Here is a 14186-nt window from a genome sequence, read left to right on the forward strand (position 1 = left end):
TGCGTGTGAGGTCTCGCAAGCGGAGCACTGCAGCACGCACCGGACGCCCCTTGTCCGTTCGAGGCGCAGCGTGCATATCCGTTCCTGCTGTTGTCCTGCCCATTCCCCTGCACCTCCCCATGAACGATTCTTCCCAGCCCGACCGCTCCCCGCTTCTACACCATCTGCATGCCCTGTTGGAAGCCGCGCCCGGTACGCACACCGTTGTGTTTGTGGCCCAGAAGCAGCTTGGAAATGCACTGAGGCGAGCAGTTGGACGCTTAGGCCCAGTGCTTGGGCTGCGTTGCACAACAGTCGAGGACTATGCGAAGCGGTTGGCAAAGGCAGACTTACTCTATCTGGCCCTGTCGGGTACTAATCAACTGGATGTCGATCTACCAGATACTAAGCGACCATTACTGTCAGGCATCGACCAGATGCTCGCAGCATATGCAGTTGACCAACTGCCCGTCGAAACACGCAACCAGTTGTTACAAGGCAGCACCACGGCACGACTATCGGGGTCGCTTGCAAAAACATTTTCTGAGCTTCGCAAGCATGGCGTACAGCCCGAAGCATATCAGCAGGCCCTAAAGGCAGCCGACAAGTCTACTGCTCAGCAAGAGGCCCAGGCGAAAGCCTACCAATACTACGTGGGTGCTCTGACGGAAAATAAGTACTACGACGATGCCGATATACTTCAGCATGCTATCGCACTCGTGCAGGAGAATACCGTGCACGAACCGCGCCAGAGTCAGTACGCGATTCTGGACGACGTAGACGTGCCCGGCTACGCCCGTAAACTGGTTGAGGCGCTAACCGCAGCCAGTCCGCACCCGCTGCGTCGACTTGGACAAGAACACCCCACCAAGCAGGCCCCGGTGCTGAGCGCCGCGAAGGTCTTTCCAGATGCCCCCCTCCCCGCTCGTCCGAAAGTCGGACCCACCGCCCAGGCGGTGCATGCCTCAGAGCGCGGGGCCGCGGGCAACGGCACGGGCACGCTGTACCAGCCCGAGGCGCTCCGCTTTTGCACCACGGTAGGACGTGCCGAGGAGGTGCGCACCGTCTTTCGCGACATACAGCAACGCGGACTGAAGTTCGATCAGGTTGAGATTGCATTTACCGCAACTGATCCGTACCTCTCTATCATTGAGCAGCAGGCCCAGCGGCACGGTATTGGTATAACGCTAAGCACGGGACGCCACCTGCACGAGACTCGTCCGGGCCAGGCATTGCTCGAATACCTCGACTGGCTGGCAGGCCCCCAAGAGGCCGCGCCGTTCATTCATATGCTACGAGCGGGCCACCTTACGCTACGGCGTAACAAAGGACTTACGTGGTCGGATGCGAAGGTGGCCACTTGGCTGGCCGAGCATACCTACAAGCCCGGCGTGCCGAGCCTGTTAAATGGAGTAGAACGTCGCATCCAGCATGCTGAAGAGCAGGATTATACTAACGATGCGCAGATTGGGCAATGGAAGCATCTCTACAAATCGCTTTACAACCTGCTCGAGGATCTACCTTCAGGCTTGTCTGATGTCAGAACGATGGCAAAGCACTGCGAAACCTTCCTCACGCAGTACGGCCCCACCGACAAGCCCGGCGATCCCGCCAGCGCGGCGCTTACCTTCGACGAAAAGGCGCGCGGACGCATCCTACAGTATCTGAACAAACTGAAGCGGAGCGAGGGGGATGTATACAGGGATTCACCCATACGCCTCGCTGACTACATTCGTACGTGGGTGCGGGAGAAGTTTATTGATGCACGACACCCGCAGCCCGGCGAGGTGCACGTGGTGCCGCTTCAAACGGTGGGCTACGCCAACCGCCCGCACCTGTACGTGGTAGGCATGGATGCAGAGAGCCTCTCGGTTACGCTGAGCGACGATCCGCTCTTGAGCGATGCCGATCGCCGCCGCCTGAATGAGCACGAGCAGATTACCTTGCCCCTCACCGCCAACCGCCGCCAAGAGGAGGACTGGCGCGTGCGACAGGCGCTCTTGCGTCACCATGGCGACGCCACCTTCGTGATGCACCGCTTTGACCTGCGCAGCAGCGAGGAGCGCTTTCCCAGCACGCTCTACCTGCAACTGCGCACCGTGGTCCAGGCCGCGCTCGGGCACGCCCCTGAGCAGCATCACGCGCTTACCGTCTCTGATGCGCAAGACACCCTCGATGCGCTCGACGCCTGGGGCCTCACCGAACAGGCGCTGTCGGATGCAAAACGCGGCATCGAATCTGCTCCCGACTACCTGACGCGCACCGCTCCCCACATCCTGCATGGACGTGCTGCCGAGGAGGCCTGCGCCTCCGACGAGGTCACGGCCTACGATGGCCTGCTGCAGGACCCGCCGTATCCCAAACTCGACCTGCTCGATCCAGACACCGACACCATTGCCTCGGCCTCGCGCCTGGAGATGTTCGCCCGCACGCCGTATCTCTACTTCGTGAAGTACGTGCTGGAGGCCGAGCCGCTCGACGAACCCGCGCTCGACGACGAAGACTGGCTCGACCCGCTTACCCGTGGCACCATCTTGCACCGCACCTACGAGCTGTTCTTGAACCCAGAGGATGGCGGACTCGGGCGCATGCCCACGCTCGACGACGAACAGGTCCTGTGGGATGCATTTGAGACCGCCTTCGAGGAAGCCACCCAGCAGCGCGGTACGCCGCCGAACGAGCAAGTGGAGGCCGCCGCCCGCGAAGGGTTACGCGCTGATGTGAACGCCTTCCTCCGCGCCGACGCCGCACGCGGGACTGACCATCCCGATCTGGAGCCCAAACGCTTCGAGTGGAGCTTCGGCAACCGTCCACGCGACGAGCATCCCGAAGTCGAACTGGCCACCGAGCGCGGTACGCTGCGGCTGCGTGGCGCGGTGGATCGCATCGACCACTTGAACGGCGACGCGCTCATCTGGGATTACAAAACCGGCGGGATGCGCGACTACGACCCACTCGATGGGCTCCGCAACAAGCGCTGGTCGCTGCAGTGGATGCTCTACGCCCGCGCCGTCGAAGAAGCGCTGGGCCTGTCGGTATCGCGCTCGGGCTACTACTTTGCCACCGCCCGCCAGATGGGCCGCACGGTCGCGTATCCGCCCGATAGCACCGGCGACAGTCACCCGGATACGTACCGCGAGGACTTGCAGCGCATCCTGAACACGCTCTCCGAGATGGCACGCGAAGGCGTGTTTGCCCCCTCGGGCGATTCGCTGAAGCAGAGCGACTGGCGCTACAACTACACGCCACTCGTGTACGACCGCCGCACCCGCCGCGACGAGATCCAGGCCAAACCCTGGCCCGACAACCTGCCGCACCTGCACCATGATTGATGCACAGATAATCACGTAAGAGGTAGGGACACGGCGCGCCGTGTCCCTACGCACTTGATTTTATTGATCCTGGGTCCAACGGTCCCCCGTTGGACCATACCCCCGTACGCTCCTGCGTTCCAAAAAAGACTGCCCCCGCACACCTTTTCACCCAACCTCACCTCCCATGCCCACCACCACCTCCGACGCTGCCGCCCGCACCCGCATCGGTCCGTACGCGGGCGATGCGCTGCCCAGTCTTGATGGCTTCGACGCCGACTCCAACTTCCTGGTGCGCGCCTCGGCCGGAGCGGGCAAGACCACCTCGCTCGTGGCGCGCCTCGAAGCGCTCGTGCGCACCGGCGTGCCCATTGGCGACCTCACCGCCATCACGTTCACGCGCAAGGCCGCGGGCGAGATGAAGGAGCGCCTGTTTGAGCGCCTGCAGATGCTGCAGCACAAAGCGCCTGCGGGATCGGACGATGCGCGGCGACTACGCCGAGGGCTCGACGACCTGTCGCAGTGCTTTGTGGGCACCATCCACAGCTTCTGCGCGCGGCTCCTGCGCGAGTTTCCGCTGCAAGCCGGACTGCCGCCCGATTTCGACATGGAGCTGGATGGCCGCGAGATCGACGAGATGAAGCGCCGCGCCTGGCAGCAGTACGTGCGGCGCGTTCACAACGAGGCGCCCGAGCGCATCGACGCCGTGCAGGCCGTCGGCTACACGCCCGCCGACCTCTACGACCAGTTCACCGTGCTGAGCCGCTACCCCGACCTGCAGCCCTACACTGAAGACATCCCCGCGCCCGACCTCGACGAGGCCACCGCCACCGTGGCCGAGTTCGTGCGCGCCTGGGCGCCCTACCTGCCTACGCCCCTGCCCGATACCAGCGGACGCTGCTGCAACGCCCTATCTGCCATTGCCCAGGCGGAACAGATGCTTCGGGTGAATCCCCCCGAAACGCCTGCCGAACAGGCCGCCCTGCTTGCGCTCTTCGAGGGCCTCGCCAAGGACGACAATCGCAAAAACCGCGACGGACGCCGCGGCAAGATGACACCCAGCCATTGGAAGGAGAACAAGTCGCACGCCAAGGAGCTGCAAGACGAGCACCTGGCGCCCCTGGTCGACGACATAGTCGATCCGCTCATGACCCGATGGCACGCCCACGCACATCACGTGTGCACACAGTTTACGCATGGCGCCATCGAGCCGCTGCTGACCCTGCGCCGCGACCGCGGCCAGCTCTCGGCTAATGACCTCTTGCTCTACACCCGCAACCTGCTGCGCGACCACGCCGGGGTGCGGCGCACCCTGCACCAGCGCTACCCGCGTCTGCTCGTAGACGAGTTTCAGGATACCGATCCGCTGCAGGCCGAAATCCTCTTCTACCTCACCGGCACCGACCACGAAACCACCGACTGGCGTGCCACCAACCCCGCGCCCGGATCGCTCTTCGTGGTGGGCGACGACAAGCAGTCCATCTACCGCTTTCGCCGCGCCGACATGGCCATCTTCAACGATGTCGCCGACCTGATCGACGCCCAGCCTTACGGCGAAGCACTCACGCTCACGCGCAACTTCCGCTCCACCGCGCGGCTCTGTCACGCCTTCAACACCATGTTCGACGCGCCCTTCACCACCGACCGTGCCGAGGCCGACGCCGCCCCCACGCACAATCTGCCTGCCGATGCCGTGCAGGCCGAGTACACCGACTTCGACCCGCACCGCACCACCGATCCCGCCGATCCGGTGTGCTACCAGTCCACCATCGAATATAAGAAATACAACCGCTCCGAAGCCATCGCCGAAGCCGATGCCGAGCGCATCGCGCGGTACATTCACGAGGCCGCCACCGCCAACGAACCGCTTCAGCACGGCCCCAACGGCGCGCTCGTTCAGGGCGAGCCCGGCGACTTCATGATTCTCACGCGCGTCACCTCCCGCCTTTCCACCTACGCCGAAGCACTGGCCCGCTACAACATCCCGTACGTCGTGATGGGCGGCAAAGACGCCCACGAATCCCGCGAACTGCACGCACTCGTCCAGCTCCTCACCTGCGTCTTCCGCCCCGACGATCCCCTGGCCCACCTCGCCTACCTACAAGGCCCACTCGTCGGGTTTAGCGACGACGCCCTCTACCGCCTCAAACAGCACGGATTGGTCTTGGGGGATACACAGCAACCTGCCGCCTCCAGCGCCCCTACCGCGCTCCGCGAGCGACTTGCCACGGCCCAAACGCGCATTTCGGACGCGCACAATCTGCTTCACGAACAACGGCCCGCGCCAGCTATCGAAGCTCTCCTGGACGACAGCCACCTCTACGCCCGCGCCGCCGCCGATGCCACCGAAGGGTCCCTCAACGCCGGACGCCTGCAGCGCATCCTGGCCGAGGTGCAGGCCTTCGACGCCCGCGGCTTCTCCGCCTACGAGATCTGGCGCGAGCTGCAATACATCGCCGACGGGAACGCCGACATCGACGGCATGACGCTCGACACCGGCTCCGACAACGCGGTGCAGCTCTTGAACGTGCACAAAGCCAAAGGGCTGCAGGCCAACGTCGTCTTTCTGGCCGACCCGTACGGCGGATCGCGCAGCGGCGGCATCACCGAGCATGTGCGGCGGCAGGAGAACGAGATTGTGGTGCCCGTGCTGAATGCGTATCAGCACAACACCAGCGTTGCTGCGGCCCCCGAAGCCTGGCCCCAGTTTGAGGCGGTCGAGGCCGTGCTGGAGGATGCCGAAGCACACCGTCTGGAGTATGTGGCTGCCACACGGGCGAAGCAGATGCTGGTCGTATCCCGCTACCACCACAAAAACGACGGCTACAAGCCCGGCTACTGGCGTGCGGTGGATGCGTACTGCAGCGACCATGATGTGCCTGAACTCCCCCGCCCCAACAGCGCCCGCCCCAACGCTCCCACGCCACATGTACTGCACAATTTGCAGGAGCATCTGGACGAGCACCAGGCGCGCCGCACCGAACTGGCCCAGCACACGTATCGCACCGCCACCATCTCGGAGACCGCCCACAGCAGAGCCGTGCCCGCGGCCTCCGACAGCTACGAAAACACACTCGGCAACGCTCTGCACGCCCTCATCGAGCAGGTAGTGATGCAGCACCCCGCCCGGCCCGATTACAAGCCAGCGCACCTGCGCCAACTGCTCATTGAACACGAGGCCGCCCCCGCCCAACACGACGTGCTCCAGCGCATGCTCGATGCCCTGGTCGAGAGTCCGCTCTGGAACGCCCTTGCCGAGGCTGAAACTATCTACACCGAGCTCCCGCTCAGCCGTCTACTACCGGGCGATGCCGAACGCGATGCCGATACCGTGCAGCACGGCACCATCGACCTGGCCTACCGCACGGGCGATGCCTGGCACCTCGTCGACTACAAGAGCGACCGGATCGAGAACCCGACGCATCTCCGCGAACTGGCTCGTGCGTACGCGTCGCAGCTCCGGCTGTACGCCACCGCCTGGAACGAAGTGATGGGGACCCCGCCCGAATCCGCACGCCTCTGGTTTGCCGATGCACCGCGCATCGGGCTGGATGCCGGGCAGCCTGTGGAACTCGATGGATAACGTGCAGGGCCACGGCGCGCCGTGGTACGTGTTTAGCGACTTGTAGCCCGGGACTGGGAGCGCGCCGTGTCCCTACGAAATGGGTGTGGCAGGCCTTGCTCGTCGCAAGGCTCCGCCTTGTGACGCGTTCATTCAGGGGCTCTGCCCCGTCCGAAAACCGCCGGAGATGTAAGCGGTGCCGACAGTGGTCGGCACACGCTCCGGCTATGGGAGCACACCGGTGATGAGGGGCCGCGTACGACGGCTCATCTCGTAATTCTACGCGCCGTGTCCCTACGAGCAGGCCACGCCCGTGGTGGTGCACATCGCGTCGATGAACGAACGGATCGGCTCCGCCCCACGTAGGCGTGCATCGACCTCACCCTTGCGATAGACCAGCATCGTGGGCACCACCTCAATGTCTTGCGCACGCGCCAGGTCGGGATAATCGGCGACGTTGAGCGTGCCCACCACCGCCTCGTTTTTGAGATCGCGTGACAGGCGCTCTATGTCGTCGGTCAACCCCTGACAGGCGTAGCAGCGCGGCTCCCAGAACTCCAGGATCGCGTGCTCAGCCTCCAGAATAACGGATTCGAATGAGTCGTCGGTTACAGTGCGCGGGTGCGTTTCAGTCGACATAGGCAATTAAAAAGCGATACACAACTGGCGGTCATGAAGGGGACATGCAGTGTGTGTGATTGCGCGCAAAAACGCTACACACGAAATAGATATGCCGCAACGGACGACCAAGCATGTGTGGCACAACCCAATCCGGTTGCCGCATTGCGAGGAAGACATGCGCCGTTGTCGCGTTGGCTGCGGAGCTCCAACTCGTGACGTCACCGGTCAGTGGCACCACAGGCACACCTCTTTGGGGCCCCTTCCGCCCTGTGCCCCCCATGAAACCGGGGCCTGGGGAATGCATCAGTTGCGCTGCACAGCAGCTATTCGACAAGCAAAGATCGGAATTGTGCCGTGCTGTCTGGCTTCTCCCACGCTTCGTATAGCCGCACGAGGCGCTCCACACTGCGCTGCGTGGACGGATGCGTGAGGCTTTCCAGCTGCTGATGCGCTTTGAACGCATCACGGAGCAGCGGTTCTGCCTCGGCGTATTGCCCCCGCTCGCGGTACAGCACACCAAGCCGCTCAAGCAGTAGGGCGGTCTGCGTGTGGCTGTGCCCCATTTCACGTCGGTATACGGGTACAGCCTCGGCGTAGAGCGCCAGTGCGGCTGAGTCACGTCCGCGCGACTCCAGCAACTGCGCCAGTTTATTCTTGGCCTGTGCCACGGCGATATGCTGATCGTCATGGCGGGCCTGGCGCATTGCCAGAGCGCTACGATAAAGTGCTTCCGCTCGCTCCGTATCGGCCTGCTGATCGGCGACCTCTGCCAACTCAAGAAGCAACGATGCCACCTCGTCGAGATCCTCCAGCGACCGATGTGTAGCGAGGGCATCTTCCAGGAGCGGCTGCGCTGCTGCAGGATCCTCCAACTCCTGGTACATTGCGGCCGCGGCGCTCAACATCTCTGCACGAATCTCGGGCTGATTAGCCAACCGCTGCTGCAAGCGGTGCACGCCGTCGTCTAATCTGTCACGCATGGCCTGGTTGTCGGAAGGCGCTGCCTGCTGCCAGGCATTCCCAAACAAGGCAATCAAAAACGTCTTGACGTGTTCGGCCTTCATGGTTTCGATCTGGGCTCGATCGCGCTCCTGAGCGATACGCTGATTCTGCACCGTGAGCCCTACGATAGAACTTGCCATAACGAGTACAATGATGACCGCCATCGTTACGCCCCATCGATGCCGACTCATAAACTTGCGCGTCCGGTACCTCCACGTATCCGGATGCGCCGAGACGGGGCGTTCGTCAAGAGTGCTCTGAAGATCATCGGCTAACTGCTGCACCGACCCATAGCGACGCTCGGGCTCTTTGCGGAGCGCCTTCATCACAATGGTGTCAAGGTCGCCACGAAGGGCCTTCCGGCGCTGAGCGGCCGATGCCACGTTGCGGCCTGCCTCCTGCGTCACGGCGATGCTTGGGCGTGTTGGCACCTCCTCGCAGATGATGCGCTCTACCTCGCTGGGCGTCCGATTGTTGACCTGATAGGGACGGCCTCCCGTAAGCAGTTCGTAGAGCACCACCCCCAGCTGGTAGATGTCGGATGCAGTGGTGATTGCCTCGCCCCGTACCTGTTCTGGACTTGCGTAGCTTGGCGTCATGAGCAGCAGGCCCGTTCGCGTATGGGGTTCTGCCCCGTCCAGCATCCGATCCGGGTCCAACAGTTTGGCAATGCCAAAGTCGAGCAGCTTAACCCGTCCATCGTCGGTCACGAGGATGTTCGACGGCTTCAGGTCGCGATGCACCACAAGCTGCTGATGGGCATATTGCACCGCATCACACACATCGAGCATGCATGCGATGCGCTCGCGAATCGAAAGGTCATGGGCCGCGCAGTACGCGTCAATCGGCTGGCCCTCGACGACCTCCATCACGAAGTACGGCTGTCCGGCTTCCGAGACGCCCCCGTCGAGCAAGCGTGCAATGTGTGGATGCGTCAGCGTGGCCTGGATCTGTCGTTCAGCCCGAAAGCGGGCGCGAGTTTCCGACGACGGAACCGCCATCCAGAGTAGTTTGAGCGCAACCTCTTGTTCGAACTGCCCATCCGCGCGCCGGGCCCGAAACACACGGCCCATGCCGCCCTGCCCAAGAGGACCGATGATCTCGTACGGTCCAATGCGGTGCCCCAGCAGGTCGCCAGTTGCTCCTGGACGATGCAATGCTGTGCGCATCCCGTCAAGCATCCGGTCCATGGGCCCCTCGCTGGCATGAGCCTGTAGCAGAGAGTCCACTTCAGCACGCAGCTCTGCATCCCCGACGCAGGCCTCGTCAAGAAATGCATCGCGCTCATCTGGGTCCCGGTTCTGCGCCTCCTCAAAGACGTGTTTGATGGTTTGCCATCGCGATCCGTCCATATTGCTATCCCCCACGCTCGGTGCGCGCGCCATTTGAGAGTTCGCGGTTGAGCCAGGCCCGGGCCATTTTCCAATCGCGTCCCACCGTTGCTGGCGAAATGTCAAGCGCATCGGCGGTCTCCTGAATGGTGAGTCCGCCAAAGAACCGGCATTCCACGACACGGACCTGCCGCTCGTCAACCTCTTCAAGGCGTTCCAGAGCCTGATGCACAGAGAGAACGCCATCCAGATCGACCGTAGCGACCGCATCCCCCTGCTGCAGCGAAAGCACATCATTGTCGCCACCGCGCTTTTGGGCCTTGCGCTTAACCGCGTAATCGACGAGTACGTTGCGCATGATTCGCGATGCCATGGCAAAGAAATGCTGACGGTTTTGCCAGGACACCTGCTCCACCTTCACCAGCTCCAGGTACGCTTCATGCACCAGCGCCGTTGTTTGCAGCGTGTGATCATTGCGCTCGCCCCGCAGTCGCTGATGGGCAATGCGCTGCAACCCATCATACACGAGCGGAAATAGCTCATCAAGCGCCTCCGAGTCGCCGGATGTGTGGGCGCGCAGCAGTGCTGTGATATCTCCCGTACTCATGGATACAGCAACGCTTTGTTAGATGCCAATGGGATGCGAGGAGGTAGACAGAACTACGTTCGCAGAAAAATTCGCCGCGAGAAAGACAAGCTTGTTTAGTGCATGTTGCGGTGAAGTATACACATTGCACATACACTTTTGCGAATGGCTGGCAGACACAGGCCGAGAATCTGTATCTACACATGCCAATCAGTTCCAGAATCAGATCGTCTCCCTCTCCAGAAGTGCTCTTGTAGATAGTCAAAAAGACAGGCAGACGCAGTCTCTGACCGAAGAAGTGGGCAGGCATATATCGTCCTGAATGTTACGTTCCTGTGACTCGGCTAATTAGATGATCGGGGCCAGCCTGTTTTTTGGCTTTACCAGGTGAGGGCGGGACAGAGGCTTCCTTACGGAGGCTTCCTTACGGAGGCTTCCTTGCTGTGCTCTGAACTCTATAGAGCGGTCGCCCCGACCTGCCATCCACACTCGTGGACGGCGGACGATCCGACCATTCTTGAGCCTGGAACCTACGCCCACGGTCCTGCCGAGCTTCCTCACGATGCGTACTGTACCGACGACACTGAGTGCGTCCTTTTCATTGCGTTTGAGGAGCCCATTGATGCGATGCCCGCCGAGGAATAGGCTTTTGCGAGCCCGCGCAGGGATCGCAAAAATGGGGATGCCCAAAAGCACACACCAGTATTTCTTTATGCAGTGCACTGCGGCTGCATACTCCGTATTGCCGTTTTCACTACACCAATCACAAACCCAAGAGGAAAACAACCCATGACTGATCAATGGAAACTCGACGGTACCTACATGGAAGCGTGCACCTGCGAGACGCCCTGTCCTTGCACGATGCTGAACGATCCCACCGAAGGAACCTGCACTGCCGTGGTCGCCTGGCACATTGACCAGGGCCACTTCAACGGCGTCTCGCTCGACGATCTTAACGTCGTCGTGGCCCTCCATACGCCGGGCAATATGGCCGATGGCGACTGGAATGCCGCCGTCTACCTCGATGACCAGGCCAGTGCCGAACAGCAAGAGGCCCTGGGCACAATCTTCGGTGGTGACGCTGGAGGACACCCGGCGCATTTGGCCGAATTCATCAGTGATGTGCGCAGCGTAGCAGCCGTCCCTCTAACGTTCGAAACCAACGGCGAGAAAGGCCGACTCCGCATCGGAGAGACAGGGCAGATTGGCTGTGCTGATGCAGAACCAGTGGAAGGCCAGAATGGAGAAGCGCCCACCCTCACCAATCACCCGCTGGCAATCGCACCGGGCCACCCCGCCGTGATTGCCAAGACAAGCCGTGCGCATTTTGATGCGCATGGTATTGCGTTCGATGTCGCCGACCGGAGTGCTATCCTCTCGCCCTTTTCGTATGCCGGTGCCTGACGACGAAAAGGCCACAGTAACGTGCGCGTTGGTCGCAATAGGTGTCCAAAAGCAACGCAAGGAAATGACAGACCGAGCTTCCCTTCAAGCAGTTCTTCGGCACGATCGGCTGCTTATACTCGGCGGACTGGCCGTCCTGACGCTGCTCGCCTGGGGCTACATGGCAACCATGGCTGTCCGCATGAGCGACGCACCGACCGGGATGCTGGCCCCGACCTGGGGCGTCTCGGACTTTTTCTTCGCCTTCGGAATGTGGTCGGTCATGATGATGGGCATGATGCTCCCTTCGGCCTCGCCGATGATACTGACCTTCGCCGGAATCTGTCGGCAGCGCGATGCGGGAACTCCGGTCATGCACACGGCTCTTTTTGTAAGTGGATATCTGCTTGTTTGGGTGGGATACAGTGCGGGGGGCGCTCTTTTGCAATGGGCTTTTCACGCTCTCGCTCTGCTCACCCCAATGGGCGCAAGCACAAGTCCGTTGCTTGCCGGGGGACTGCTCATCATTGCCGGTATTTTTCAGTGGACTCCGCTCAAAGACGCCTGCCTTACGGGCTGCCGCACGCCGATGGGATTTCTGATGGCGGAGTGGCAACCCGGTGGGCGTGGAGCGCTCATGATGGGACTGCGCCACGGATGGAATTGCGTGCTCTGCTGTTGGGCAACGATGATGCTGATGTTTGTCCTCGGCGTGATGAACCTGCTCTGGATGGCCGTACTCACCGCGTTCTGCCTGATCGAGAAGATTGCTCCGGCAGGCGACCGGGTGGGCCGCACCGCAGGCGCGTTGCTCGTTGGGTGGGGCGTGTGGCTAATCACCAGCGGGATGCTCTGACCAGACCGGCCTTCACCAATGGGCTTTTGACCACTGTTTGCAGATGGTATTGCCGCTGGAAGCACGGTGTAGATGTGAGATCTCCGGGGGTCCACAGTGCCAACGACGTCTCACTGGGCTACAGCCAGGTCGTGTAGTTCATCCGTTGGACGATGCATTGTGCTTCACTTCCCAATACAGAACTGCGAGAAGATCTGGCCGAGCACATCTTCGTTGGTGACTTCGCCGGTGATGGCACCGAGCGCATGCAGCGCCTCGCGCAAGTCGAGCGTGAGCAGGTCGCTCGATACACCTTGCTCATAGGCGGTTTGCGCCCGTTCCAGCGCAGTCTGCGCCTCTTGCAGATGCTGACGATGGCGCTTGTTCATGACAACAGCCGAGGCTTCCGTGTCGCGCAAGTCGGCGTCGACCTGGTCGAGGAGTGCGGTGGTGAGGCGGTCGAGTTCGTCCGCATCGTCGAACGCGTCGAGTGCCGAAAACGAGAGCGTGCGCCCCACGTTGAGATCGGGCGTGCGTTCAGTGTCTACCGTGTCAGATTTGTTGGCAACAACAACGGTAGGTACCGACGGCTCTGCATCCGACAGTTCCTGTAAGAACGTGTGCTCGTCATCATCAAGTCCACGCTGCTGATCGTAGACGTAGAGCAGTACATCGGCCTCGCGGATGGAGGCTTCGGCGCGGCGCACGCCTTCGGCTTCGATCTGGTTGGAGGTGTCGCGCAGGCCCGCCGTATCCACAAAGCGAAAGAGGAGTCCGTCGAGTTCGGCTTCGGCCTCGATCTCGTCGCGCGTGGTGCCGGGCGTGGCGCTCACAATGGCGCGGTCGCGTCCGACAAGCGCGTTGAGCAGTGTCGATTTGCCCGCGTTGGGGCGTCCGCCAATGACCACGCGCACGCCGTCGCGCAGAAGCTCTCCGGTGCGGTAGGAGTCAAGCAAAGTGGAAACGAGCCGCTGTGCGGTGTCGAGCAGCGTGGTGAGGCGCTCGCGGTCGGCAAACTCGACATCTTCTTCGGAGAAGTCGATCTCCAGCTCCATGAGCGCGCAGAGGTCAAGCAGTTCCTCACGCAAGTTCGACAGACGGTCGGAGTAGCGGCCGCGCAGGTGCTGCATCGACACGCGGTGTGCCTGCTCGGAGGAGGCGTGGATGAGGTCGGCAACGGCTTCGGCCTGGGCCAGGTCGAGCTTGCCATTCAGGAAGGCGCGCTCGGTGAACTCGCCGGGCTCGGCCATGCGGGCACCAGCCTCAAGGAGCGCATCGAGCACAAGCTGCGGGGCCAGGTCGCCGCCGTGGCACGACACCTCGACGACATCCTCGCCCGTAGCAGAGCGTGGACCCTGAAAGACCGTAGTCACCACCTGGTCAAGCGCCTCGCCCTCGGCATCTACTACGTACCCGACATGGGCGGTGTGCGAGGCGACGCTGGTGAGGTCGTCCCCACGAAAGCGCTCATTGACCAGCGCATGGGCCTGCGGCCCCGACACGCGAATGATCGCGAGGGCCGCGCGTCCGCGAGCGGTAGCAATGGCGGCGATGGTGTCAGGATCGGCGGGCATAG

8 protein-coding genes and 1 pseudogene are annotated in these 14186 nt (G+C 62.1%); 5 read left to right on the forward strand and 4 right to left on the reverse strand.

Annotation, left to right across the window (positions count from 1 at the left end; all coding sequences use genetic code 11):
- The first annotated feature begins 119 nt into the window (after window positions 1-119).
- Window positions 120-3311, forward strand: coding sequence for a PD-(D/E)XK nuclease family protein (locus CRI93_RS03335; RefSeq protein WP_176521658.1), 3192 nt, complete (start codon window positions 120-122; stop codon window positions 3309-3311).
- A 166-nt stretch (window positions 3312-3477) separates the two neighbouring features.
- Window positions 3478-6873 (forward strand): UvrD-helicase domain-containing protein, encoded by a 3396-nt coding sequence (locus CRI93_RS03340; protein ID WP_098061198.1) that lies wholly within the window; start codon window positions 3478-3480, stop codon window positions 6871-6873.
- A 273-nt stretch (window positions 6874-7146) separates the two neighbouring features.
- Here the strand turns inward: CRI93_RS03340 and CRI93_RS03345 are convergent, their stop codons facing one another.
- The 3 genes from CRI93_RS03345 to CRI93_RS03355 form a co-directional block, all read right to left on the reverse strand.
- Window positions 7147-7491: a thioredoxin family protein gene (locus CRI93_RS03345; RefSeq protein ID WP_098061199.1), complete on the reverse strand. Its 345-nt coding sequence runs from the start codon at window positions 7489-7491 to the stop codon at window positions 7147-7149.
- A 305-nt stretch (window positions 7492-7796) separates the two neighbouring features.
- Entirely contained in the window at window positions 7797-9860 is a 2064-nt protein-coding gene (locus tag CRI93_RS03350; protein WP_176521659.1) for a serine/threonine-protein kinase, read from the reverse strand.
- Entirely contained in the window at window positions 9832-10413 is a 582-nt protein-coding gene (locus tag CRI93_RS03355; RefSeq protein ID WP_098061201.1) for a sigma-70 family RNA polymerase sigma factor, read from the reverse strand. Before CRI93_RS03355 ends, CRI93_RS03350 begins: the two co-directional genes overlap by 29 nt.
- 483 nt (window positions 10414-10896) lie before the next feature.
- On the opposite strand from CRI93_RS03355, the pseudogene CRI93_RS15660 reads away from it, so the two are divergent.
- From CRI93_RS15660 to CRI93_RS03370, 3 genes and pseudogenes are all read left to right on the forward strand, one after another.
- Window positions 10897-11037, forward strand: a pseudogene (locus CRI93_RS15660) (cupin domain-containing protein); the annotation flags it as partial.
- Between the two features lie 177 nt (window positions 11038-11214).
- Window positions 11215-11796: a DUF1326 domain-containing protein gene (locus CRI93_RS03365; protein WP_281252677.1), complete on the forward strand. Its 582-nt coding sequence runs from the start codon at window positions 11215-11217 to the stop codon at window positions 11794-11796.
- 64 nt (window positions 11797-11860) lie between these two features.
- Window positions 11861-12631 carry a DUF2182 domain-containing protein gene (locus CRI93_RS03370; protein WP_098061308.1) on the forward strand — a complete coding sequence of 257 codons (771 nt, stop codon included), beginning with the start codon at window positions 11861-11863 and terminating at the stop codon, window positions 12629-12631.
- Between the two features lie 164 nt (window positions 12632-12795).
- Here CRI93_RS03370 and mnmE read toward each other — a convergent pair whose 3' ends face one another.
- Window positions 12796-14184 carry a tRNA uridine-5-carboxymethylaminomethyl(34) synthesis GTPase MnmE gene (mnmE, locus tag CRI93_RS03375; protein ID WP_098061204.1) on the reverse strand — a complete coding sequence of 463 codons (1389 nt, stop codon included), beginning with the start codon at window positions 14182-14184 and terminating at the stop codon, window positions 12796-12798.
- Between the last annotated feature and the right edge of the window lie 2 nt (window positions 14185-14186).

Source organism: Longimonas halophila (assembly GCF_002554705.1).
GTDB classification, from domain to species: Bacteria; Bacteroidota; Rhodothermia; order Rhodothermales; family Salinibacteraceae; genus Longimonas; species Longimonas halophila.